General features: G+C 66.1%; 18 protein-coding genes. 4 read left to right on the forward strand and 14 right to left on the reverse strand.

What is annotated here, in order from left to right; genetic code table 11:
* Positions 1-98: 98 nt before the first annotated feature.
* From AC1PLA_RS12515 to AC1PLA_RS12560, 10 genes are all read right to left on the reverse strand, one after another.
* Positions 99-947, reverse strand: a complete 849-nt coding sequence (locus tag AC1PLA_RS12515) for an ABC transporter permease subunit (RefSeq protein ID WP_065050152.1) — start codon at positions 945-947, stop codon at positions 99-101.
* Positions 944-1,852 carry an ABC transporter permease subunit gene (locus tag AC1PLA_RS12520; RefSeq protein ID WP_104573477.1) on the reverse strand — a complete coding sequence of 303 codons (909 nt, stop codon included), beginning with the start codon at positions 1,850-1,852 and terminating at the stop codon, positions 944-946. Before AC1PLA_RS12520 ends, AC1PLA_RS12515 begins: the two co-directional genes overlap by 4 nt.
* The gene (locus AC1PLA_RS12525; RefSeq protein WP_104573478.1) at positions 1,849-2,979 is read right to left on the reverse strand and encodes an ABC transporter ATP-binding protein; all 1,131 of its coding nucleotides are present in this window, start codon (positions 2,977-2,979) and stop codon (positions 1,849-1,851) included. The genes AC1PLA_RS12520 and AC1PLA_RS12525 overlap by 4 nt, the downstream gene beginning before the upstream one ends.
* Before the next feature lie 251 nt (positions 2,980-3,230).
* A complete protein-coding gene (locus tag AC1PLA_RS12530; protein ID WP_481104645.1) occupies positions 3,231-4,721 on the reverse strand; it encodes an efflux transporter outer membrane subunit in 1,491 nt (496 codons plus the stop codon).
* Between the two features lie 4 nt (positions 4,722-4,725).
* Positions 4,726-6,312 (reverse strand): MDR family MFS transporter, encoded by a 1,587-nt coding sequence (locus tag AC1PLA_RS12535; protein ID WP_039813772.1) that lies wholly within the window; start codon positions 6,310-6,312, stop codon positions 4,726-4,728.
* Positions 6,309-7,511, reverse strand: coding sequence for an HlyD family secretion protein (locus AC1PLA_RS12540; RefSeq protein ID WP_481104646.1), 1,203 nt, complete (start codon positions 7,509-7,511; stop codon positions 6,309-6,311). The genes AC1PLA_RS12535 and AC1PLA_RS12540 overlap by 4 nt, the downstream gene beginning before the upstream one ends.
* A 195-nt stretch (positions 7,512-7,706) precedes the next feature.
* Positions 7,707-8,822 carry a polyamine ABC transporter substrate-binding protein gene (locus AC1PLA_RS12545; RefSeq protein WP_047130335.1) on the reverse strand — a complete coding sequence of 372 codons (1,116 nt, stop codon included), beginning with the start codon at positions 8,820-8,822 and terminating at the stop codon, positions 7,707-7,709.
* 209 nt (positions 8,823-9,031) lie between these two features.
* Entirely contained in the window at positions 9,032-10,408 is a 1,377-nt protein-coding gene (locus AC1PLA_RS12550) for an aspartate aminotransferase family protein (protein ID WP_481104647.1), read from the reverse strand.
* A 201-nt stretch (positions 10,409-10,609) separates the two neighbouring features.
* Positions 10,610-11,995: a glutamine synthetase family protein gene (locus AC1PLA_RS12555; protein WP_039521987.1), complete on the reverse strand. Its 1,386-nt coding sequence runs from the start codon at positions 11,993-11,995 to the stop codon at positions 10,610-10,612.
* Between the two features lie 6 nt (positions 11,996-12,001).
* The gene (locus tag AC1PLA_RS12560) at positions 12,002-12,757 is read right to left on the reverse strand and encodes a gamma-glutamyl-gamma-aminobutyrate hydrolase family protein (protein WP_211920234.1); all 756 of its coding nucleotides are present in this window, start codon (positions 12,755-12,757) and stop codon (positions 12,002-12,004) included.
* A gap of 288 nt (positions 12,758-13,045) precedes the next feature.
* On the opposite strand from AC1PLA_RS12560, the gene AC1PLA_RS12565 reads away from it, so the two are divergent.
* The 4 genes from AC1PLA_RS12565 (at position 13,046) to AC1PLA_RS12580 (ending at position 17,779) form a co-directional block, all read left to right on the forward strand.
* Positions 13,046-14,425, forward strand: a complete 1,380-nt coding sequence (locus AC1PLA_RS12565; protein ID WP_481104648.1) for a glutamine synthetase family protein — start codon at positions 13,046-13,048, stop codon at positions 14,423-14,425.
* Complete coding sequence (locus AC1PLA_RS12570; RefSeq protein WP_184229374.1) at positions 14,425-15,741, forward strand: NAD(P)/FAD-dependent oxidoreductase; 1,317 nt, start codon at positions 14,425-14,427, stop codon at positions 15,739-15,741. The genes AC1PLA_RS12565 and AC1PLA_RS12570 overlap by 1 nt, the downstream gene beginning before the upstream one ends.
* A 95-nt stretch (positions 15,742-15,836) precedes the next feature.
* Positions 15,837-17,135 carry a diguanylate cyclase gene (locus AC1PLA_RS12575; protein WP_039512053.1) on the forward strand — a complete coding sequence of 433 codons (1,299 nt, stop codon included), beginning with the start codon at positions 15,837-15,839 and terminating at the stop codon, positions 17,133-17,135.
* Positions 17,136-17,317: 182 nt separating this feature from the next.
* Positions 17,318-17,779, forward strand: coding sequence for a bacteriohemerythrin (locus tag AC1PLA_RS12580; protein WP_039526813.1), 462 nt, complete (start codon positions 17,318-17,320; stop codon positions 17,777-17,779).
* A gap of 59 nt (positions 17,780-17,838) precedes the next feature.
* Here AC1PLA_RS12580 and AC1PLA_RS12585 read toward each other — a convergent pair whose 3' ends face one another.
* The 4 genes from AC1PLA_RS12585 to fdhD all read right to left on the reverse strand — a co-directional run bounded on the left by AC1PLA_RS12585 (position 17,839) and on the right by fdhD (position 23,596).
* Positions 17,839-19,131: an MFS transporter gene (locus tag AC1PLA_RS12585; RefSeq protein ID WP_039526810.1), complete on the reverse strand. Its 1,293-nt coding sequence runs from the start codon at positions 19,129-19,131 to the stop codon at positions 17,839-17,841.
* Positions 19,132-20,137: 1,006 nt separating this feature from the next.
* Positions 20,138-20,416, reverse strand: coding sequence for a hypothetical protein (locus AC1PLA_RS12590; RefSeq protein ID WP_481104649.1), 279 nt, complete (start codon positions 20,414-20,416; stop codon positions 20,138-20,140).
* Positions 20,406-22,754 carry an FdhF/YdeP family oxidoreductase gene (locus AC1PLA_RS12595; RefSeq protein WP_481104650.1) on the reverse strand — a complete coding sequence of 783 codons (2,349 nt, stop codon included), beginning with the start codon at positions 22,752-22,754 and terminating at the stop codon, positions 20,406-20,408. Before AC1PLA_RS12595 ends, AC1PLA_RS12590 begins: the two co-directional genes overlap by 11 nt.
* Entirely contained in the window at positions 22,751-23,596 is an 846-nt protein-coding gene (gene fdhD / locus AC1PLA_RS12600) for a formate dehydrogenase accessory sulfurtransferase FdhD (RefSeq protein ID WP_481104651.1), read from the reverse strand. Before fdhD ends, AC1PLA_RS12595 begins: the two co-directional genes overlap by 4 nt.
* Between the last annotated feature and the right edge of the window lie 2 nt (positions 23,597-23,598).

The raw sequence follows: 23,598 nt of genomic DNA on the forward strand, positions 1-23,598 counted from the left end.
CGGCGTGCAGCCATTGTGGATGTCGGTGGCGTCGGCGTTCGCAGCCGTCTGGCCGCCGCTGGTGGCGATGCATTCGCCACCCCCATGTTGGTGCCTGCTCAGGAAGCAGCTTGCAGCGCCTGTTGCGCATCGCGCTGACGGCGTCTTTCGCTGCGCGCCAGCAGCCACCAGCCGATCACTGCGGCGATCGACACCGCCAGCACCATCAGCGTGGCAAGTGCGTTGATCTTGGGGCTGATGCCCAGCCGCACCGACGCAAACACCTTGATCGGCAAGGTGGTCGAACTGGGCCCGGCCAGGAAGCTGGCGATCACCACGTCGTCCAGCGACAACGTGAATGCAAGCAGCCAGCCCGATGCCAATGCGGGAGCGATGATCGGCAAGGTGATCAGAAAGAACACCTTCAGCGGTGTCGCGCCCAGATCCATCGCCGCCTCTTCCAGCGAGCGATCCAGTTCCTGCAGGCGCGAGGAAATCACCACCGTCACGAACGAGACGGTGAAAGTGACATGCGCCGCCCAGATCGCCACTGCGCCACGCGGTGCGATCCCAAGGACACTGCCCATCGAAACCAGCAACAACAGGATCGACAGGCCGATGATCACTTCCGGCATCACCAGCGGTGCGGTGATCAATGCACCGAACAGGGTCTTGCCGGGAAAACGCCGCATGCGCACCATCGCCAACGCCGCCATCGTCCCCAGCACCGTCGATGCACAGGCGGTCCAGAACGCGACTTGCAGGCTGACCCAGGCCGCCTCCAGCAACTGGCGATCGCGCAGCAATTCGCCATACCAGCGCGTGGAAAAACCGCCCCACACCATCGCCAGGCGCGAGGCGTTGAACGAGTAGACCATCAGCAACAGGATCGGCAGATACAGGAAGCCGAAGCCCAGCGCGAGGACACTGCCACCCAGCACGCGACCACCGCGCGAGGCGCGCATCATGTCAGCCGCCCTTCCAGCTCGCGCTGCTGATAACGGTGGAACAGCACGATCGGCACCAGCAACAGCAGCAACATCACCGTGGCCACCGCAGCGGCCACCGGCCAGTCGCGATTATTGAAGAACTCGCCCCACAGCACGCGGCCGATCATCAAGGTGTCCGGCCCGCCCAGCATTTCCGGAATCACGAACTCGCCCACAGCGGGGATCATCACCAGCATGCAGCCGGCCACGATCCCGTTGCGCGACAGCGGCAAGGTGATGCGCACGAAGGCCTGCCACGGCCGCGCGCCCAGGTCGTAGGCGGCTTCGAGCAGGCGCGCATCGTGCTTGACCAGATTGGCGTACAACGGCAACACCATGAACGGCAGATAGCAGTACACGATGCCGATGTAGGCGGCCAGCGGTGTGTACAGCAACTGCAAGGGCTGGCGGATCACTCCCAGCGCCAGCAGCGCCTGATTGAGCAGGCCGTTGCCGTCGAGGATGCCGATCCAGGCGTAGACGCGGATCAGGAACGAGGTCCACGACGGCAGCACCACCAGCATCATCGCCACATTGCGCGTGGCCAGCGGCAGACGCGCAATGACATAGGCCATCGGGTAGCCGATCAACAGCGCAAACACGGTCGACAGCGCGGCGATCCTGATCGAACTCGCATACGCCGCCAGGTACTGGTTGTCGCGCAGCATGACCAGATAATTGCCAAGATGCAGCTTGAGGCTCACCGCCCCATCGGCCGCAACGGCGAACAGCGGCGTGTACGGCGGCATCGCGGTGGCGCGCTCGGCGAAGGAGATCTTCAGCACGATCAGGAACGGGATCGCAAAGAACACCAGCAGCCACAGATACGGTGCGGCGATCACGCCCCAGCGCGCCCCGGGCAATGCGCGGATCAGGCGCCTCATGCGGTGAGCACCACGCCGTCGTCCTCGCCCCAGCTCAGCCAGACGGTGTCGCCCCAGGTCAGCGCTTCGCTGGCCCAGCGCTGACGGTTAGCGAAGTTGGCCATCAGCTTGAAACCGCCAGGCAGGCGCACGTGATAGACCGAATGGCTGCCGAAATAGGCGATGTCCTCGATCACGCCCTGCGCCTTGTTGCAGGCCTGGGCCGGCTCGTCCTTGCCGATGACCAGTTTTTCCGGGCGCAGCGCGAACGCCACCGCCTGCCCTTCGAAACCGGTGATGCCGTGGCCGATCCGGATATTGGCGTCGAAGGCCGACGCCTTCAGGCCGACGTAGTCGGGTTTGTCCTCGACGATCACCGCGTCGATCAGATTGACCGAGCCGATGAAGTCGGCAGCGAACCGGTTGGCCGGTTGCTCGTAGATTTCGTCCGGGGTGCCGACCTGCTGGATCCAGCCCTGGTCCATCAACGCGATACGGGTGGCCATGCTCATGGCCTCTTCCTGATCATGGGTGACCATGACGCAGGTGACGCCGGAGGTCTCGATGATGTTGACCAGTTCCAGCTGCATCTGCGCGCGCAGCTTCTTGTCCAGTGCGCCCATCGGTTCGTCCAGCAACAGCAGCTTGGGCCGCTTGGCCAGCGAGCGCGCCAGCGCCACGCGTTGCTGCTGCCCGCCGGACAATTGATGCGGCTTGCGCCTGGCCAGGCTGCCAAGCTGCACCAGCTCCAGCATTTCGCCCACGCGCGCCGCGATCGCCGGCTTGGACAAGGCTTCCTGCTTCAGCCCAAAGGCGATGTTCTGCTCCACGCTCATGTGCGGAAACAGCGCATACGACTGGAACATCATGTTGATCGGGCGCTCGTACGGCGGCAACCCGTCGATCGGCTGGCCATCGAGCACGATGCGGCCTTTGGTCGGCCGCTCGAAACCGGCCAGGCAGCGCAGCAGGGTGGACTTGCCGCTGCCCGAGCCGCCCAGCAGCGCGAAGATCTCGCCCTTGCGGATCTGCAGGCTGACATCGTCGACCGCGACGACGCCATCGAATTCCTTGCGGACCTCGCTGATGCTCAGATAGGCGTTGTCGCCAGGGGAAAGCGGCGCCGCTGCGGCCTCGGTAACTGCCATGGATCCTCTCGATTGCAAAGCGTGGCCCGGCAACGACTGTGCACCTCAGAACGCCGGCGCCGCCAGTGCTTGGTGCGACATCAGCACTCGTCCATTTGCGTCCAGGCGTCTCGCCTGCAGCGAGCCGACGACGACTTGCTACATCGGGTGACCGCCTGCCGACGCGGGCGCTGCAGCAACACGGTGTCTGCGATGGCAGAGCGACACCCTAGCGCGAACAAAGCGCCGACGCCCGCCGCAACGGGCATCGATCAGCGTGGCTCCGGCACCGGCGCGCTCCAGCCCAGACCCAGACTCTTCTGCAGCGCGACGTAGTTCACCAGCAACTGCACCTGTGCCTGTGCGGCGGCGTCCTGCGCGGACAGCTGCTGGCGCTGCACGTCGAGCAGATCGATCGACGAGGTGGCACCGGCATCGCGCCGTTGCTGCATCAAGCCGGCCGAACGCGTGGCCGAGGCTTCGGCCTGCCGCGCCACCACCAGTTGCTTGCGCGCCGAGCCGAAGCGCGCCAATGCCGAATTGGCATCCTGCAACGCAGCCAGCACCGCGCCCTCGTACGCCGCCTCGCGGCCGGCGTTGCCGGCACGCGCCTGCTCCACCTGTGCCTTGGTGCGGCCGAAGTCGAAGATCGACCAGCGCAGCATCGGCACCGCCAGCGTGGTCAAGGCGTCGGAATTGAAATCGCTGGGCGAGCCGGCGACCCAGCTCAGGCCGCCCAGCAGGCTCACCTGCGGAAAATACCCGTTCAACGCCTCGCCGATCTGCGCGCTGGAGGCAGCCAGTTCGCGCTCGGCCTTGCGCACGTCGGGGCGGCGACGGATCAGAGCGCCGGCATCGTCCACGCGCACCTGCGTGGGCAGCATCGGCAACGGCTGAGGCGCGCTCAACTGCGCGTCCAGCGCGCCGGGCTCGCGCCCCACCATCAGCGCCAGCTGGTCCAGCGCTTCCTGCGATTGCATCTCCAACGGCAGGCGCTGCGCCTGTTGCTGCTGCACTTGCGTGGCGATCTGTTCGACCTGCAGGTCCGAGGCCGCGCCGCGCTCGCGGCGCTGCTGGGTCAGGCGCAGGGTCTGCCCGATCTTGTCCAGGTTCGCATCGGCGATCGCCAGCCGCGCCTGCAAGCCGCGGTAGTTGAGGTACACCTGCCCCACTTCGGCTGCCAGCTGCACCTGCGCATCGGCCAGCTCGGCCTCCGAGGCCTGCGCCTGTGCCAGCGCGCCTTCGGCGGCGCGACGGCGGCGGCCGAAGAAATCCAGTTCCCAGCTGGCGTCGAAACCGGCGCTGTAGATCTGGGTCTTTTCCAGATCCAGCGCCTCGCTGCCCTGTGCCGGTGGCTGGCCGTTCTGGCCGTTCTGCAAGCCGCCCAGCGTATCGACGATGGTCTGCGGCGGCTCGGCATACGCATACACCGCGCTGGCGTTGAGCTTGGGCAGGCGCTCGGCACGGCGCTGGCTGGCTAGTGCGCGGTTGGCGCGCAGCCGCGCCTGCGCCGCACGCAGGTTGGGACTGTCGGCCAGGGCCTGGGTGACCAGCTGGGTAAGGGTCGGGTCCTGCAGCTGCTCCCACCAATGACTCAACGGCGCGGCAGCGACCACGTCGGCGCCAGCGGCGCGATGCAAGGCCGGCGCCTGCACCGCCGTGTCGGCCACCGCCGGGGGCTTGGTGTAGTTGGGGCCGAGCATGCAGCCGCCGAGCAAAACCACGCTCAACGCCGCAGCCAGGGGCATGCGGATCAGGCGCATGGAATCAGTGCATTGCAAGGTGCGCCCCCTTGGGTAACGGCTTGAGCAAAAAGGCCAGCGGAATCGTGCAGACCACGATCACGCCGAAGATCCAGAACAGATCGCTATAGGTCATCACCAGGGCCTGCTGCTGCACCAGGCGCGCCAGCTGCGCGACCGAGCGAATGGCCGCCTCGCCGCCGGCGCTGCCCTGCATCTGCGCAGTCAAGCCGGAAAGAAAATCCTGCGCGCGCGAGGAATTGGCGGTGATCGCGCTGCCGATGGTTTCGGTATGGAAGGTCATGCGGCGCTCCTGGAAAGTGGAGATCAGCGCAAGCCCCACCGAGCCGCCCAGGTTGCGGCCGGCGTTGAACAGGCCCGACGCATCGCCGGCCAGCTCGGGCGGCACAGACGAAATGGCCGCCTGGTTCAACGACATCATCGCCAGCGCCAGGCCGCAGCCCTGCAACAACTGGCCAGCGACAAAATGCATGCCCACGGTGTCGGCGGTCAGTGACAGATTGGCGAAGCAGGCTGCGGCAAAGCAGATCAGCCCGGCGATCACCAGGATGCGCACGTCCACCACCTCCAGCAGCTTGGGCATCATCGGCATCAGCAGCACGGTAGGCAGGCCCGACAGCAGCAGCACGTAGCCGGCCTGCTCGGTGTTGTAGCCGGAGATCACCGCCAGGAACTGCGGAATCATGTACATGACGCCGAACAGGATCATTCCCACCGCCATGATCATGACGAACACCGCACCGAAACTGCGGTGCAGCAGCAGCGACAGCCGGATCACCGGCGCGCGCCGGCGAAATTGCGAAATCACCAATGCGATGAACCCGCTCAGCGCGATCACGCTCAGCGTATTGATCTCGCTGGATTCGAACCAGCGCTCGCGCTGGCCCTCCTCCAGCACCACGGTGAGCCCGCCCAGGCCGGCGGTCAGGCCGTAGATGCCCAGCCAGTCGGCATTGAGCAGGCCGGCCCAGTCGCCTTTTTCATGCTTGAGGCCGAGCAACAGCAAGGCCACCAGGCCGACGCAGATCGGCACGTTAATGAAGAAGGCGTAGTGCCAGCTGACGTTCTCGGTGAGCCAGCCGCCGAGCAGCGGGCCGATCACTGGGCCCATGATCACGGTCATGCCGAACAGCGCGGTGCCCATCGTTTGCTGGCTCGGCGGCAGGCGGGTGGCGACGATGGTCAGCGCGGTCGGAATCAGCGCACCACCGGCCAGGCCCTGCCCCACGCGTCCGATGATCATCATCGTCAACGAGGTCGACAGCCCGCACACCACCGAAAACGCGGTGAACATCACCGCGCAGATCAGCAGGAAATTGCGCAGGCCCAGCGTGCGCACGAACCAGCCGGTCAGCGGGATCATGATGATCTCGGCAACCAGATACGCGGTGGAGATCCAGGTGCCTTCGGTGCCGCTGGCGCCGACCTCGCCCTGGATGGTGGGCAGCGCCGCGTTGACGATGGAGATGTCCAGCGTCGCCATGAACGAGCCGATGGTGCCGGCCAGCACCGCCAGCCAGGCGCCCGGCTCGGCCTTCTCGCGCTGCGCGCTGCCGCCGGCACGCGGGCCGGTGGCTGCCGTTGCATTCATCGCGCGCGCTCCTGCGCCTGCACGCGATCAGATTCCTCCTCGGCCCGTTGCTTGGCGTCCTTGGCCGAGCGCGTGTCCACGGTGACCTCGACCGACATGCCCGGCACCAGCACCTTGCGCGCCTCGTCGCCGGCCAGCACGCGGATGCGCACCGGCACGCGCTGCACCACCTTGGTGAAGTTGCCGGTGGCATTTTCCGGCGGCAGCAACGCGAACTGCGAGCCGGTGCCCGGCGACAGGCTCTCGACCTTGCCGTGCAGCTTGACGCCCGACAAGGCATCGACCTCGATCTCGGCCGGCTGGCCGGGACGCATCAGGCCGACCTGGGTTTCCTTGAAATTGGCGATCAGGTACAGCGATTCCTGCGGCACGATGGTCATGGTGCGGGTGCCGGCCCCGAGGAACTGGCCGACCTGCACGGTCTTGTCGCCAACGCGGCCGTGGATGCGGCTGGTCAGCAAGGTGTCTTCCACCGCCACGCGGGCCTGGTCGGCATCGGCGCTGGCCTGCTTGAGGCCGGCCTGGGCCTGCTCCAGCTGCGCGTTGCTGGCCAGGATCTGGCTCTGCGCGCCCTTGGCCTGTGCCTGCGCGGCCTGGTACTGGGCGCGTGCGCGTTGCAGTTCGTGCTGCAGGCTTTCCTGGTGTTCGTGGGTGTCGGCGCCGGAGGCGGCCAGCGGGGCGAAGCGCTTCACTTCGGCCTGGGCGAAGGTCAGGCTTGCCGCTGCCGAGGTCACCTGGCTACGCGCCTGCACCAGCGCCGACTCCTGCCCGGACACATTGGCGGTGGCTGCGGCGATATCGGCCTGGCGCGCGGCGATCGCGGCTTCGGCCTGCTGCAGGGTCGCCTGGTAGGTGCGGTCGTCGATCTGCAGCAGCGGCTGGCCGGCTTCCACGATCTGGTTGTCGCCCACCATCACATTGGTCACGTAGCCGCTGACCCGCGGCGCCACGGCCACCGAGTCGGCCTGCAGGTAGGCATTGTTGGTGTCCTGCATGTAGCGGCCCTTGATCAGGTAATAGGCCAGCCAGATCACCAGCAGCAGCACCACCAGCACCCCGACCACGATAAGCGTCCATTTGACCTTGGGATTCTTCAACGGCGAGGGCTTGGGCGGCTCCTGCTCGTTGTGCGCGCCGGTGCCTTGCGCATCCGTGCCCGAAGGCTGGCCGTCGTTGGACTGCTGGTCGTGGTTGCTCAAGGTGAGGCGTCCTGTGTCGTGGGCGAGGCGCGCGCAACGACGGGCCGCATCAGCGGCTCGGCGAAGGCGGCGCAACCATACAATTATTTGAACCGCCCGGTACAGATTGCGTGATGACCGCAGTCAGCGCGCGCTCGGACTTCCAAATGCGCGAATGGCAGGCGTTGTTACAGGAATGGAGGAATGCCTGCGTCGTCAGCGACCGGTCTTGATCTCGGTCCACAGCCGCGTGTACAGCCGGTCCACCTCGGGCGGATTGATCGCATAGGTGAACATCTTGGCGGTCACCTCCGGCGGCGGGTAGATAGTGGGGTCGTTGCGGATCGCCGCGTCCACCAGCGGCGTGGCGGTGCGCACCGGGTTGGCGTAGTGGATGAAGTTGCTGTTGGCCGCGGCCACGTCCGGCTTCAACAGATAGTTGATGAAGGCGTAGGCGTTGTCGGGGTGCTTGGCGTCCTTGGGAATGGCCAGCATGTCGAACCACTGCGGCGCGCCTTCCCTGGGGATCGCATAGGCCACCTTGATGCCGTTGCCGGCTTCCACCGCACGGTCGCGCGCCTGGATGATGTCGCCCGACCAGCCCACCGCCAGACAGGTGTTGCCATTGGCCAGCGAGGTCACGTACTGGCTGGAATGAAAGTTCTGTACGTACGGGCGGATCGTCTTGATCAGCGCAGCAGCCTGCTCGATCTCGGCCGGCACGCTGCTGTGCGGATCCAGGCCCAGATAATTGAGCGCGATCGGAATCAGGTCCGAGGGCGTGTCCAGCAGGGTCACGCCGCAGTCCTTCAACCTGGACAGGTTTTCCGGCTTGAACACCAGGTCCCAGCTGTTGGCGACCTCGGTGTTGCCGAAGATCGCCTTGAGCTTGTCCACGTTGTAGCCGATGCCGGTTGTGCCGATCATGTACGGCACGCCATAGGCGTTGCCCGGGTCTTGCGCGGCAATGCGCCGCATGATGTCGGGGTCCAGATTGGCCAGATTGGGGATCTTGGCCTTGTCCAGCGGCAGGAACACGCCGGCCTGGATCTGCCGGCCGAAGAAGTTCAGCGTGGGCACCACCACGTCGTAATCGCTGCCACCGGCAAGCAGCTTGGTTTCCACCATCTCGTCGCTGTCGAACACGTCGTAGGTGACCTTGATGCCGGTGCTCTTCTCGAACGCGGGAATGGTGTCTTCGGCGATGTAGTCCGAATAGTTGTAGACATTGAGCACCTTGGCCTGCGCCTCGGCACCGCCGGGTGCATTGCTGCCACCGCAGGCGGCCAGCAAGGTGGTGGACAGCGTCAGGGCGAGCAGTCGCAGCGTCATGCAGGTCTCCAGGGCAGCGCGATCAGGGCGGGCCGGGATGCGGCCGGTCGAAGGGCCAGCCTACCCATGGTGGTTGTGTTTGCACAGCGCGGCGTGGCGGATACCAACCATACGGACCCGCTGGCCGGCGCGGCCGGCGCCGCAAGCGGCTCTGCCGACCGCGCTGGCGGGTGTGCGCGACCGGCAAAACTTGACGTGCGCCGGCCGGCTTAGGCGGCAACGATGCCCAGCGCCTGCGCAGTATCGTTCAGCGCCGCCCAGGCCTTGTCGAACAGCTCATCGACCTGCTCGCAGGTGATGATCAACGGCGGCGACAGCAGCATCGCATCGTAGGTGGCACGCAGGATCAGCCCGCGCCGCAGCGCGAAATCGCGGCACAGCGCACCGACCCGACCGCGTTCGGGGAAATAGACCCCACGCCGGCGTTTGTCCGGCACCAGTTCCAGTGCCCCGACAAGGCCGGCGATACGCGCCTCGCCGACCAGCCGGTGCTCGCCCAGCTCAGCCCAGCGCTGCGCCAGGTACGGCGCGATCCGGGTACGCGCGGTGTCCACGATGCCTTCGTCCTGCAGCAGGCGCAGGTTCTCCAGCGCCACCGCCGCGCAGACCGGATGCCCCGCATAGGTGCCGCCGTGCGCCAGCTCGCCACCCTGCGCCTTGAGCACGCCGGCCACGCGATCGTTGAACATCGCCGCCGCCAACGGGATGTAACCGGAGGTGATGCCCTTGGCCAGCGTCATCACGTCGGGCTGGAAGCCGAAATAATCCGCACCGAACCAGGCACCAGTACGCCCGAACCCGCAGATCACCTCGTCGGCCACCAGCAGCACATCGTAGCGCCGGCAGATGCGCTCGATTTCCGGCCAGTAGCTGCGCGGCGGGATGTACACCCCGATCGCGCCCATGATCGGTTCACCGATAAACGCCGCCACGTTTTGCGGCCCGAGTTGCAGGATCCGGTCTTCCAGCCGACGCGCCGCTAGCAGTCCGTACTCCTCCGGGTCCATCTCCCCGCCGTCGCCGAAGTGATACGGCGGTGCGATGTGGTGGATATCCGGAATCGGCAGGCCACCCTGCCTGTGCATGCCGCGCATGCCGCCCAGGCTGGCACCGGCCATGGTGGTGCCGTGATAGCCGTCATGACGGCCGATGAAGATGCGTTTTTCCGGCTGCCCCTGCACCGCCCAGAAATGCCGCACCAGCCGCAGGATGGTGTCGTTGGCCTCCGACCCGGAGTTGGCGAAGAACGCATGGTTCAGATCGCCCGGCGTCAGCTCCGCCAGCTTGGCAGCCAGATGGATAGTGGGCTCGGTGGTGCACTGGAAGAAGCTGTTGTAGTACGCCAGCTGTTCCATCTGCCGCGCCGCCGCCTGTGCCAGCTCCTTGCGCCCGTAGCCGACATTCACGCACCACAAGCCGCCGAACGCATCCAGCAACTTGTTGCCCTGCGCGTCCCAGACATACACGCCCTCGCCGCGTGTCAGGATGCGCGTGCCCTTTTCGGCCAACGCCGCGTTATCGTTGAACGGATGCAGGTGATGGGCGGCATCGAGTTGCTGCAAGGTTTCCAACACAGTGGGGTGCACGGCTTGCTCCGGAAGGTGGCTCACGCCAGTGGCGCGAATGCAGTGGCATTACGAAAGGCAGCTGGGGCAAAACGCATCGGACGCCAGCAATGCACGTGGGTCTGGACCATGGCCAGACGACCTGCCCTTATCCGCCCTCCGAGCACCTTCTCCCGAGGGGAGAAGGGAACGGCGCGGCACGCTGTGCGAAACGCATATGCCTCACACATTCAACAACAGGAACTCCCGCTCCCACGAACTGATCACGCGGAAGAACGTCTCGTACTCCTTGCGCTTGACCGAGATGTAGGCGCGCACGAAGCGCCGCCCCAGCATCTCCTGCAAGGCCTCGCAGCCCTCCAGACCGTCCAGCGCCTCGCCCAGCGAGCGCGGCAGATCGTAGCCCTGCTCCTTGCCGTTGCTGCTGATCGGCGCGGTCGGCTCGAGCTTCTCGCGGATGCCGAGCAGCCCGCAAGCCAGGGTCGCCGCCATCGCCAGGTACGGATTGGCGTCGGAGCCCGCAAAGCGGCTTTCCACCCGCATGTTCTGCGGCACATCGATCGGCACCCGCAGCCCACAGGTGCGATTGTCGAAGCCCCACAGCACATTGCTCGGCGACACCTCGCCGAACATCAGCCGCCGGTAGGAATTGACGTTGGGCGCCAGTAGCCCCATCGCCATCGGAATGTATTTCTGCAGGCCACCGAGATAGTGTGCAAAGGTGTCGCTGAAGCCGCCTTCGCGTTTGCCGCTGAACACGTTCTTGCCGGTGCCGGCATGCAGCAGGCTCTGATGGATATGCATCGCACTGCCCGGCTCGGTCTCCATCGGCTTGGCCAGAAACGTCGCATACACACCATGCCGCAACGCGGCCTCGCGCATGGTGCGCTTGAACAGGAACACCTGATCGGCGCGCGAGAGCGCATCGGCGTGGGTGAAGTTGACCTCCAGCTGCGCGGCGCCGGATTCGTGGATCAGCGTATCCACATCCAGTTCCATCGCATCGCAGTAGTCGTACATCAGGTCCAGGATCGGGTCGAACTCGTTGACCGCATCGATCGAATACGACTGCCGCGCAGTCTCCGGCCGACCCGAGCGCCCGGCCGGCGGCAACAACGGGAAGTCCGGGTCGGTGTTCTTCTGCACCAGGAAGAATTCCAGCTCCGGCGCCACCACCGGTTGCAGCTTGGCTTCGGCATAGGCGTCCAGCACGCGCCGCAGCACATTGCGCGGGGCAAGCTCGTGCGGCTGGCCGTCCTTGGTGTAGCAATCGTGGATGACCTGCGCGGTGGGATCGGCCGCCCACGGCACCATGCGCACGGTGGACGCGTCCGGGCGCAGATGCATGTCCGAATCCGATGGCGAGGTCAGCTCGTAGTAATCGTCCGGGAAATCGCCGGTGACGGTGGTGGCGAAGATGCCTTCCGGCAGCCGGGTGCCGTAGTCGTGCGAAAACTTGTCCGCCGGAATGATCTTGCCGCGTGCGTTGCCGGTGATATCCGGCACCAGGCACTCGACCTCGGTGATGTGACGGTCCTTGAGCCAGCGGCGCAGCGCGCTCTCGGGCTGCTTGGGCGTGGATGTGCGCGAACGGGTGCGGATCGACATGCAACCTCACTGACCGCGTCGAGCGGCGTATTGGCGACAGGCCTCGCCGAAGGCCTGGAAGATGGCACGGTAGAACGGATGCTGTGTGACACGCCACTCCGGATGCCACTGCACCGCGAGCAGAAAGCCCGGCCCGGGGCCGCGAAAGGCTTCGATCAGGCCATCCGGCGCGGTTGCCTCGATCAGCAGGCCATCGGCCAGGCGTGCAATGCCCTGCCCGTGCAGCGAGTTCACCGTGACCTGCGCGCTGTCGCTCATGCCGGCCAGCAGGCCGCCGGGGTGCAGCTGCACCGGATGCGCCGGACCGTACTGCGTGTCCAGCGGCATGGCGCGGTCTTCGCGGTGATCGGCCAGACCGGGCACGTCATGCACGCGTTGATGCAGGCGCCCGCCCAGCGCCACGTTGACCTCCTGCAGCCCGCGGCAGATCGCCAGCACCGGCAGGCCACGCGCCAGTGCCTGCGGGATCAGCCCCAGGCTGGTGGCATCGCGCGCCGGGTCGTGCGGATTGCCCTCCCAGCTCGGCTCGTCGCTGTAGTGATGCGGCTCGACATTGCTCACCGCACCGGTCAGCAACAGGCCATCCAGGCGATCCAGCCAAGCGCGCGCATCCAGCGTGGGCTGCAGGCTCGGCAACAGCACCGGCATCGCCCCGGCCGCGTCCACCACCGCGCGGATGTACTTCTCGCCGGTGGCCAGAAACGGATGCGGCCCTTGCTGGATGCGATCGGTCGGCAACCCGACCAGTGGAACGACAGCCATGCGGATCTCCCGGTTGAACGCGGCTGCATCACGTCGGCGCTCGCCACCAGGCGGGCGCTGGCACTGTACAGGGCAGATGTGGCGCGCAGCTGTCGGCTTGCGCATCACCTGCATCCCTCCGACCGCGACGACTTGTCAGCGCGTGGTCGTCATGGGTTGATCGGGTGCGTTGCCGATGCCTGCGAACTTACCGTGCGGCCACCTGCATTGCCAGGGTCCACACGCGCACTGTTGCGAACGATCACATGTGCTTTGCTAGTCTGAGCGGCGACCTTGCAGGTGGTGCCCATGGTTTCCGAGAACTCCGTCGCGTGCTTGCCCGCTACCGATGCCGCCACGCTGGCGCGGATCGATGGCTGCGAAGCGGTCGATCTGCTGTTGCCCGACACCAATGGCGTGCTGCGTGGCAAACGTGTGACAGCCGAAGTCCTGGGCAAGGTCTATCGCGATGGCGTGTGCCTGCCGATGTCGCTGATCGCTACCGACATCACCGGCAATACCGTCGAGGAAACCGGGCTGGGCTACGCCATCGGCGATGCCGATCGTATCTGCCGGCCCATCGCCGGCTCGCTGCGCCCGGTGCCGTGGGCACCGCGGCCGATGGCGCAGCTGCTGCTGGCGATGCATCAGCCGGACGGCAACGTGTTCGAGGTCGCGCCGCGCGCGGTCTTGCAGCGCGTGCTGCACGGTTTTGCTGCGCTCGGCCTGACCCCGGTCATGGCGGTGGAACTGGAGTTCTACCTGTTCGACGCGGTGCCCGATGCGCAGGGACGCCCGCAGACGCCACGCGACCCGCAGACCGGTGCACGCAGCGACAGCACCCAGGTGTATTCCTTGCAGGACCTGGACGACCAGCGCACCTTCACCGACGCGGTGACTGCTGCCTGCCGCCAGCAAGGCATCCCGGCCGACACCGCCGTGGCCGAGTACGCACCCGGCCAGTTCGAAATCAACCTGCAGCATCGCGCCGATGCGGTGGCCGCCTGCGACGAGGCGATCCTGCTCAAGCGCACCATCAAGGCGATTGCGCAGCAGCAGGGCAAGCTCGCCAGCTTCATGGCCAAGCCGTTTCCCGGCCAGGCCGGCAGCGGCCTGCACCTGCACGTGAGCCTGCTCGATACCGACGGGCACAACGTGTTTGCCGGCAGCGTCGATGCGCCCGCCGACCGCCTGCGCCATGCCATCGCCGGCCTGCAGCGGCACGCCGATGCCTCGCTGCTGATGTTCGCGCCGCACGCCAACAGTTACCGCAGGTTCGTCAGCAATGCCTTCGTGCCGCTGGATGCGAGCTGGGGCTTCAACAACCGCACCGTGGCGCTACGCATCCCGCATAGCGATGCACGCAACACCCGCATCGAACATCGCATCGCCGGCGCCGATGCCAATCCGTACCTGGCCGCCGCCGCCGTGCTGGCCGCCATGCTGGACGGCCTGCAACATCCCGGCGAGCCCAGCGCGCCAGTCACCGGCAATGCCTATGCGCAAGCGGTCTTTCGGCCGCGCACCTGGCAAGCCGCGGTGGATGCATTCAGCGCCAGCGACTTTGTCGGCGCGCAGTTCGGCAGCCAGTTCCAGCACGTGTTCGGCCAGCAGAAACAGCGCGAGCTGCTCGACTACCAGGCGCAGGTGCCGGATCTGGATTACGCCCGGTACCTGCGGATCGTCTGATGGACGGCCCGGCCACATCGCTGCCGCCTGCCGATCCGTCGGGTAACGGCTATCCCGACAGCTGGTACGCCCGCAGCACGCCGGCCTTGCCGGAGCAGCCATGCCTGCAGGGCGTCCAACGTGCCGATGTCTGCATCCTCGGCGCCGGCTACACCGGCCTCACCGCCGCGCTCGCCCTGGCCGAGGCCGGCTACAAGGTCATCGTGCTGGAGGCCAGGCGCATCGGCTGGGGCGCCTCCGGGCGCAACGGCGGCCAGGCCATCGTCGGCTACGGCTGCGAGCAGGAAACCCTGGAAGCGCTGGTCGGCGATGCCGACGCGCGGCGGCTGTTCGACTTCTCGCGCGACGGCATGCGCCTGCTGCGCGCACGCATCGACCGCCACGCCATCGCCTGCGACTGGCGCGACGGCCACGCCCACGTGCCGCTGAAGCCGCGCCAGGTGCGGGCCTTGCAGCACGGCATCATGCGCATGGCCGAGCGCTACGACTACCCGCTGGAATGGTGGGACCGCGCGCGTACGCGGCAGGTGCTGGACAGCCCGCTCTACCTGGGCGCGATGTTCGACCCGGCCAGCGGCCATCTGCATCCGCTGGCCTATGCGCTGGGCCTGGCGCGCGCAGCGCTGGCGGCCGGCGTGCGCATCCACGAGGCCTCGCCCGTCTCCCGGCTGGAGCACGGCACGCGCGTGACCATGCAGACCGACCAGGGCAGCGTCAGCGCCGAGTTCGGCGTGATCGCCGGCAATGCCCTGCTGCAGGGCATTTCCACGGCGCTGGAGCGCCACATCATGCCGGTGGGCACCTATGTCGGTGCGACGCCGCCGCTGGGCCAGGCCCGTGCACGCGCGCTGATCGCCAACGACATGGCAGTCGCCGATACCAACTGGGCGCTGGACTACTACCGGCTCAGCGCCGACCACCGGCTGCTGTTCGGCGGACGCGCCAGCTACTCCTCGCGCCCGCCGCCCGGCCTGGATCGGTTGATGACACGGCGCATGCACACGGTCTTCCCGCAACTGCGCGACGTGCCGCTGCAAACACTGTGGGGCGGCTACGTGGACATCTCGCGCAATCGCGCCCCGCAGTGGGGCCGACTGGGGCCCAACGTGTATTTCGCCCAGGGATTCTCCGGGCATGGCGTCGCCGCCACCGGCCTGGCCGGCCAGGTCATCGCCGAGGCCATCGCCGGCCAGAGCCGACGGCTGGACGTGTTCGCACGGATTCCGCATCGGCCTTTCCCCGGTGGGCGCCTGCTGCGCACGCCGCTGCTGGTGGCGGCGATGAGTTGGTACCGGCTGCGCGATGCGTTGTGGTGAATAGGCGCCGTCTTGGGCACTTTGAGACGAGGCGCTCAAGTTTTGGCGAGCAGGGCCGTTAGCTGGTATGACGGTTCGATCCGCACGGCCAGCCGATGTCCCCAGGTACCCTACATCGCAATAGTGAAAGCGCAGTCCTGCCGCAACGCGTGCTGCTGGTGGAGAACTCGCGTACTTTCACCAGCATGCTGCGTGAGGCCATCGAGCAACGTGTGGAGCTGCCGGTCACGGTCGTATCGACGCTGGCAGAAGCCGCCCGTGTACTGGACGAAGAAGACGGCTGGTTTCTGGTCCTGACCGGCCTGGTGTTGGTGGACGGCGACCGCGACAAGGTCGTGGAATTCTTCCTCTCGCGCAAGCTGCCCACAGTAGTGGTCAGCGGCGTCTATGACGAGGATCTGCGCCAGCGTGTGCTGCAGCAGCAGATCATCGATTACGTGCTCAAGAACGCGCCCGGCAGCATCGAATATCTGGCCTGGCTGGTGCAACGCCTGGAGCGCAATCGCCGCATCGCCGCGCTGGTGGTGGACGATTCCCTGTCCGCACGGACCTATGCGGCCGCGTTGCTGTCGATGTACGGCTACCGCGTGGTGCTGGCAGCCGACGGTGCGGCCGGCCTGCAGGCGATCGAGCGCGACCCCGGCATCCGCCTGACCATCGTCGACCAGGAAATGCCCGGCATGGAAGGGGTGGAATTCACCCGCAGGCTGCGTGCGATCCGTTCGCGCGACAAGGTCGCGGTGATCGGCATCTCCGGCAACAGCGACTCGTCGCTGATCCCGCGTTTCCTCAAGAACGGCGCCAACGATTTCCTGCGCAAGCCGTTCTCGCGCGAAGAGTTCTTCTGCCGTGTGTCGCAGAATGTGGACCAGCTGGAATTGATCGGCACGCTGCAGGACCTGGCCACCCGCGACTTCCTCACCGGCCTGCCCAACCGGCGCTATTTCCTGGAACAAAGCCAGCGGGTGATCCCCACCCTGTTGTCGCAGGAGCAGACGGTCACCGCGGCGATGCTGGACATCGACCACTTCAAGCACATCAACGACACCTGGGGCCACGAAGCCGGCGACCAGGCGCTACGCGCGGTGGCCGCGTCGGTCTCCAGTCATGCGCGGCCGCAGGATCTGGTGGCGCGTTTTGGCGGCGAAGAATTCTGCCTGCTGGTCCCGGGGCTGGATGCCGCCAACGCCACCAGCTACTTCGAAACCCTGCGCGAACGCATCAGCGCACTGCGCGTGCGGATCGGCGATGAAACCCTCAGCATGACGGTGAGCATCGGCGTATGCATCGCCACCGAAGACGGCCAGTCGCTGCACCATCTGCTGGGCGAGGCGGACAAGTATCTGTACCTGGCCAAGGCTGGCGGCCGCAACCAGGTGCGTCTGGCCAGCTGAGCGGCGCAGGTTCGTGCGCTGCACGGCCGGCGGCGCGCCCGACCCGGCGGTATCGCCGGCGACACAGAATCGCTACGCAGCACGCACGCCGCCCGCTTGCCGTAGCCGGATTTGATCCAGATCAACGCGTTGGCAATCACGCACGCCTATCGTGCCCTCATTGTATGGAACAAGGGCGAATGATGGCTTTGCTGGTCTGGCAGGACGACCTCAACACCGGGATCGAGGTCATCGATCACCAACACCGGCGCATCGTGGAAATGATCAATCAGCTGCATGCCGCGCACGCCAGCCTGCAACGCCTGGCAGTGGCCGAGGTGATCGACGAATTGATCGACTACACGCTGTCGCACTTTGCCTTCGAGGAAGAACTGATGGAGGAAGCCGGCTACCCCTTCAGCCTGGCGCACAAGCGTGTGCACGAGGTCTTCGGCAAACGTGTCGGCGAGTACCGGCTGCGGTTCCAGGCCGGCGAAGACGTCTGCGACGAACTCCGCAGCATGCTCTCACGCTGGTTGTTCAACCATATCCGCGGCGACGACCAGGCCTATGCGCCGCAGGTGATCGCACATCTGGACCAGTTCGCGCGCAGCCACCAGCACGGCAACTGGCTGGGACGCACACTCAAGCGCCTGTTCCGCTAGCGACCACTCTGCACCTGGGCGCAATCCGCCTCACCGATGACGCCGCCCCGCGCCCACCTTCAAACGCCAACCCGCCGACGCGATCTGCGGGCCACGACCAACGCCAGCAGGCTCAACACCGCCGCGGCGCCCAGATACTGCCCCACCGCCTGCACGCCATAGCGTGCGGCCAGTTGCGTGGCCACGTACGGCGCCGGTGCCGCCCCCAGGATGCTGGCCAGGTTGAACGACAGCGAGGCCCCGGTATAGCGCACTTCGGTGGGATACAACTCGGCCAGCAGCGTTCCGCAGGGGCCGTAGGTCAGGCCCATGAAGAAGAAGCCCAGTGCAAGGAACGCGAGTACCTGCAACGGGTGATTGGCCTGGAACAGCGGCGCGAATGCCAACCCAAACGCGATGATTGCCACACTGGCCAGCATCATCGCCAGCGGCGCGCCATGCCGGTCGCCGAACCTAGCCGACAGCGGAATGCCGATCGCGAAAAACACGATCCCCGCCATCTGCAACAGCAGGAATTGTTCCTTGTCGTAGCCCAGGGTCTTGGTCCCGTAGCCCAGCGCGAACACCGTCATCAGATAGAACAGCACGAAGGTGGCGAATGCGCCCAGCGTGCCGATGATCAGCGCCGGCCAGTGCTGCGAGATCACCGTCCCCAAGGGCAGGCGCACGCGCGTCTTGTGGTCCAGGGTCTTCTGGAAGTCCGGCGTCTCGGTGATGCTCAGGCGCACCCACAGGCCGGTCAGCACCAGCAATGCGCTGGCCAGAAACGGCACCCGCCAGCCCCATTGCATGAACTGCGCATCGTCGAGCACCGCGCCCATGCCGAGAAAGGTGCCGGTGGACAACAGAAAGCCCAGCGGCGCACCCAGCTGCGGAAACATGCCGTACCACACGCGCTTGCCGGGCGGCGCATTTTCGGTGGCAAGCAGCACGGCCCCGCCCCACTCGCCGCCCAGCCCCAGGCCCTGGCCAAAGCGGCACAGCGCCAGCAACGCAGGTGCGAACACGCCGATCTGGGCGTAACTGGGCAGCAAGCCGATCGCCACGGTGGACAGGCCCATCGTCAGCAGCGCCGCCACCAGGGTAGCCTTGCGACCGATCCGGTCGCCGAAATGGCCGAACACCGCCGAGCCCACCGGCCGCGCGATAAAGGCCACCGCAAACGTCGCCAGCGACTGCAGCATCGCCGCGCTACCATCGCCCGCCGGAAAGAACAGCGTCGGGAACACCAACACCGCGGCGGTGGCGTAGATGTAGAAATCGAAGAACTCGATGGTGGTGCCGATCAGACTGGCGAACAGCACGCGCGCGGGCGAATTGATGGGAGCAGCAAGCGGCGCAGCAGCAGTCATCGTTGATCGGCATCCAGACAAGACAAGTCAGCCGATTCTGGCAGATTGCAGCAACGGTTTGCGCAGGCCAACCTGCTCACGAAAGGTTACAGCCGTGACTGCTTGCATTTGCGGACAGTGGCAGCCTGATGTCTTTCGGAATCTCGGTTGCGTTGGAGTCGCCGGGCAGTGTTGATAGATGCTTGTTAGAGCGACTGTTCTGTGGCCTTGTTGCAGGGCCCTTGCCCGCCCACCATCGCAGGACACGCCGCAAGTACATCCTTGTAGGCTCTTACGCGGCATCCATGCCGCGTAAGGTCCCGCGACGGTGAGCGGACAAGGACCTGTCGAGGTGGTCGGTGTGCGCGGTAAGAGCAGTGCTTGATGCGCGTTGTTCGGATCGCGTTGCACCCGATCAGCTCCCGATGCAGGCCGAGCAACAGGCTTTCAACACGCGACTTACAAACGTCTCATCTTCCCACCGCAAGCCGAGAAATAAGCTTTGAGGAAAGCAGCCGACCAACTCTCTGGTGCGGTGTCCTTGCCGGTTGCGGGACCCTCGGCGGCATGGATGCCGCCGAGGAGCCTCCACGGACGGATTCACGGCGTGTCCCGCAAGCGGTGAGGACACCGCACGCTCGATCAACCAGGCTTTTGACCCAAGCCTTCGACTGCATCCATAACGGCGCCACCATTGAAGAGCTCGGTGGGTCTTGGAGTGGTCGGATAGTGCTGATAGATCGCTTGCAGAGCGTCGGGTCTGCGACTTTGCTGCAGGGCCCTTGGCCGCCCACCATCGCGGGACACGCCGCAAGTACGTCCCTGTAGGCTCTTACGCGGCATCCATGCCGCGTAAGGTCCCGCGACGGTGAGCGGCCAAGGACCTGTCGAGGTGGTCGGTGTGGTTGGTTGCAAGCAAAGCGTGGCCCGCGTTGTTCGGATCAGGTTGCGTCTGATCGAACTTCCCGTGCAGGTGAAGAGGCTTCAGTCTCCCGCTCTCCTCAGCCGGGAAGAACCAGCAAGTTACTCAGTCGCACGGCTGCGTTTGCGTCATTGCACGTTGCGCATGCGCTGCCAGCCCGAGATCCGTCAGCACTGCAAATTGGCGCTCGCCGCGGTCTTCCACCTGGATCCAGCCCGGGCCAGGCTGACCATCCAGGCTGGCACTGCCCAGCCACGCCAGGGTGCGCAGCAGCACGCTCATGCGCACGCCCAGTTGCTTGCACAGGCGCGCCAGCGACACGCCCTCGGGCGTGTCGGCCAACGCGGCAAGCAGCAGCGCGGTGAGCTGCGGATCAGCGGACAAGCACCGCTCCGATGTCGCGTGGCGCTGCATCGGCGGTTTCGGCGCGGTGCGGCAGCACGATCACCGGAATCGACTTGGAGGTGGGCGTGCGCGCTTCGTCGGCGAAGCTGGACAGCGGCACCAGCGCGTTGGTTTCCGGGTAGTACGCCGCCAGGCAGCCGCGCGGAATGTTGTAGTCCACCAGCAGGAAGCGGCGCGCCTCGCGATGCACACCGTCCTCGCACAGGCTCTCCAGGTCCACCCAGTCGCCGGCCCTCATGTTCAACGCGGCGATATCCGCGCCATTGATGAAGAGCACGCGGCGCTCGCCGAACACGCCGCGATAGCGATCGTCCAGCCCGTAGATGGTGGTGTTGTATTGATCGTGCGAGCGCGTGGTGGCCAGCGTAAACACCATCTGCTCAGTGTGGCTACGGCGTGCACGATGGATCGGGTTGTCGGTCGGCACCGCGTGCGGTTTGAACACCGCGCGCTTTTCGGGTGTCACCCACTGGCGATCGCGCGCGGTGTTGGACAGGCGGAAGCCGCCCGGCACCCGCACACGCTGGTTGAAGTCGGCAAAATCGGGGAACACCTGGGCAATCAGGTCGCGAATGCGGTCGTAGTCGCCCACCAGCCAACGCCAGCGTATCGCGCTGCGCGCACCCAGGGTCGCCTCGGCCAGCCGCGCCACAATCGCCGGCTCGGACAACAGCTCCGGCGAGGCCGGCGGATTGATGCCGGCCGACAGGTGCACCATGCTCATCGAATCTTCCACCGTCACGCCTTGCGAGCCGGCGTCCTGGATGTCGATTTCGGTACGGCCCAGGCATGGCAGGATCAGCGCATCGCGCCCGTGCACCAGATGGCTGCGATTGAGCTTGGTGGTGACATGCACAGTCAATTCGCAATTGCGCAGCGCGCGATGCGTGGCGTCGGTATCCGGCGTGGCGGCGGCGAAATTGCCACCCATCGCGAAGAACACCTTGCCGCGCCCGTCCAGCATCGCCTCGATCGCGCCGACGGTGTCGAAGCCATCCTCGCGTGGCGGCGCAAAACCAAACACCGTCTGCAACTTGTCCAGGAACGCGGCCGGCGGCTTTTCGTAGATCATCATCGTGCGGTCGCCCTGCACGTTGCTGTGCCCGCGCACCGGGCACACGCCCGCGCCCGGCCGGCCCAGATGGCCGCGCAGCAACAGCAGGTTGGTGATCATGTGGATGGTGGCCACCGAATGCTTGTGCTGGGTGATGCCCATGCCCCAGCAGGCGATCACGCGTTCGGCATTGAGATAGAGTTCGCCGGCCTTGCGCAGCGCCGCTTCGTCCAGCCCGGACTCTTCGACGATGGTGTCCCAGGATTCGCCATGCACCTCGGCAGCGAAAACGTCGAAGTTGGCGGTGTGGGCCTCGATGAATTCCAGATCCAGCAGGCGTGGCGTGCCGTCGCGCTGGGCCTGTGCGTCGCGCTCGAGCACATGCTTGATGATGCCCTTGACCGCGGCAAGATCGCCGCCGATCTTGAGCTGGAAATAATCCGAGGCGATGCGGGTGGAGCCGTTGTGCAGCATCTCCAGCTTGTCCTGCGGGTCGGCGAACTTCTCCAGCCCGCGCTCGCGCAACGGATTGAATGCCGCAATCGCTGCGCCGCGCTTGGAAGCCTGACGCAACTCGCCAAGCATGCGCGGGTGATTGGTGCCGGGATTCTGGCCGAAGATGAAGATCGCATCGGCCAGTTCGAAATCGTGCAGCGACACCGTGCCCTTGCCCACGCCGATCTGCGAACGCAGCGCGGTACCGGACGGCTCGTGGCACATGTTGGAGCAGTCGGGGAAGTTGTTGGTGCCGAACTCGCGCACGAACAACTGATACAGGAAGGCCGCCTCGTTGCTGGTACGCCCGGAGGTGTAGAAGATCGCCTCGTCCGGCGATGCCAGCCCGTTGAGATGCCCGGCGATCTGCGCGAAGGCCTCGTCCCAACTCACCGGCACGTAATGATCGGTGGCCGCGTCGTAACGCATCGGCTGGGTCAGCCGGCCCTGCCCTTCCAGCCAGTAATCGCTGTACTGCGACAGCAGGCTGACGCTGTGCGAGGCGAACAGCTCCGGCCCGGCGCGGCGCGCCGTGGACTCGGCCGCGACGGCCTTGGCGCCGTTCTCGCAGAACTCGAAGGTGGAGGTGTGATCGCGGTCGGGCCAGGCGCAGCCGGGGCAGTCAAAACCGTCCGGCTGGTTGGCGTGCAGCAGCGTCTTGGCGCCCTGCACCGCGATGTCCTGTTCCATCAGATGCTTGGCAACCGAGCGCAATGCGCCCCAGCCGCCGGCGGGATTGTCGTATTGCTGGATGGTCTTCTTGCTCATGCGGGCTCTCCCACGCCAACGCCCAGATTCAGGCGCTGCGGATGGCTGTAAACGACACAATCGTGATCGCGGGCAAACCCGATCAGGGTCAGTCCCGCACTGTCGGCCAGGCTGATCGCCAGCGCGGTCGGTGCCGAAATCGCTGCGAGCAGCGGGATCCCGGCCTGCGCGGCTTTCATGGCCATTTCGTAACTGGCGCGGCTGGTCACCACCGCAAACCCTTGCGATGCATCGACGCGCTCCCGCGCCAGCGCACCGATCAACTTGTCGAGCGCGTTATGCCGGCCGACGTCTTCGCGCACGTAGCGCACCACACCGTGTGCATCGGCCCAACCGGCGGCATGCACCGCGCCGGTCTGTGCGGCGATCGGCTGCTGCGCATGCAACGCATCCAACGCACGCGCCAATGCATCCACATCGATCTGCAGCGACGATTGCAACACCGGCGGCACACGCAACACTGCTTCGATCGATTCGTTGCCGCACACCCCGCAACCGCTGCGGCCATCCAGATTGCGCCGCCGCCGGTCCAGCGCGGCGGCACGTTCGGGCGGGATCTCGATCTGCAGCGAAGCGCCTTCCAGAAACGTCTCCACCGCCACCACCCGCAGATCCTGCGGCTGGTCGACGATGCCCTCGCTCAGCGAGAACCCGAATGCAAAATCTTCCAGGTCTTCCGGCGTGGCCATCATCACCGCGAACGGCACGCCGTTGTAGTTGAACGCGACCGGCATTTCGGCCGCCACCATGTCCTGCACCGTGGCGTTGCCGCCGCCGCGGTGGCGGACAACCGTGCGCACCACACTGCCGGCGCGCACGGAACGGGAAGACGGAAGTGTCATCT

This window comes from Xanthomonas sp. NCPPB 1826 (assembly GCF_056725285.1).

What these genes read in the sequence shown, in the direction of transcription:
- AC1PLA_RS12575 (WP_039512053.1), top strand. Translation starts at nt 15,837, where the DNA reads ATGTCCCCAGGTACCCTACATCGCAATAGTGAAAGCGCAGTCCTGCCG.
- AC1PLA_RS12555 (WP_039521987.1), bottom strand. Translation starts at nt 11,995, where the DNA reads ATGTCGATCCGCACCCGTTCGCGCACATCCACGCCCAAGCAGCCCGAG.
- AC1PLA_RS12535 (WP_039813772.1), bottom strand. Translation starts at nt 6,312, where the DNA reads ATGAATGCAACGGCAGCCACCGGCCCGCGTGCCGGCGGCAGCGCGCAG.
- AC1PLA_RS12545 (WP_047130335.1), bottom strand. Translation starts at nt 8,822, where the DNA reads ATGACGCTGCGACTGCTCGCCCTGACGCTGTCCACCACCTTGCTGGCC.
- AC1PLA_RS12585 (WP_039526810.1), bottom strand. Translation starts at nt 19,131, where the DNA reads ATGACTGCTGCTGCGCCGCTTGCTGCTCCCATCAATTCGCCCGCGCGC.
- AC1PLA_RS12560 (WP_211920234.1), bottom strand. Translation starts at nt 12,757, where the DNA reads ATGGCTGTCGTTCCACTGGTCGGGTTGCCGACCGATCGCATCCAGCAA.
- fdhD (WP_481104651.1), bottom strand. Translation starts at nt 23,596, where the DNA reads ATGACACTTCCGTCTTCCCGTTCCGTGCGCGCCGGCAGTGTGGTGCGC.
- AC1PLA_RS12525 (WP_104573478.1), bottom strand. Translation starts at nt 2,979, where the DNA reads ATGGCAGTTACCGAGGCCGCAGCGGCGCCGCTTTCCCCTGGCGACAAC.
- AC1PLA_RS12570 (WP_184229374.1), top strand. Translation starts at nt 14,425, where the DNA reads ATGGACGGCCCGGCCACATCGCTGCCGCCTGCCGATCCGTCGGGTAAC.
- AC1PLA_RS12565 (WP_481104648.1), top strand. Translation starts at nt 13,046, where the DNA reads ATGGTTTCCGAGAACTCCGTCGCGTGCTTGCCCGCTACCGATGCCGCC.
- AC1PLA_RS12520 (WP_104573477.1), bottom strand. Translation starts at nt 1,852, where the DNA reads ATGAGGCGCCTGATCCGCGCATTGCCCGGGGCGCGCTGGGGCGTGATC.
- AC1PLA_RS12515 (WP_065050152.1), bottom strand. Translation starts at nt 947, where the DNA reads ATGATGCGCGCCTCGCGCGGTGGTCGCGTGCTGGGTGGCAGTGTCCTC.
- AC1PLA_RS12595 (WP_481104650.1), bottom strand. Translation starts at nt 22,754, where the DNA reads ATGAGCAAGAAGACCATCCAGCAATACGACAATCCCGCCGGCGGCTGG.
- AC1PLA_RS12530 (WP_481104645.1), bottom strand. Translation starts at nt 4,721, where the DNA reads ATGCGCCTGATCCGCATGCCCCTGGCTGCGGCGTTGAGCGTGGTTTTG.
- AC1PLA_RS12580 (WP_039526813.1), top strand. Translation starts at nt 17,318, where the DNA reads ATGGCTTTGCTGGTCTGGCAGGACGACCTCAACACCGGGATCGAGGTC.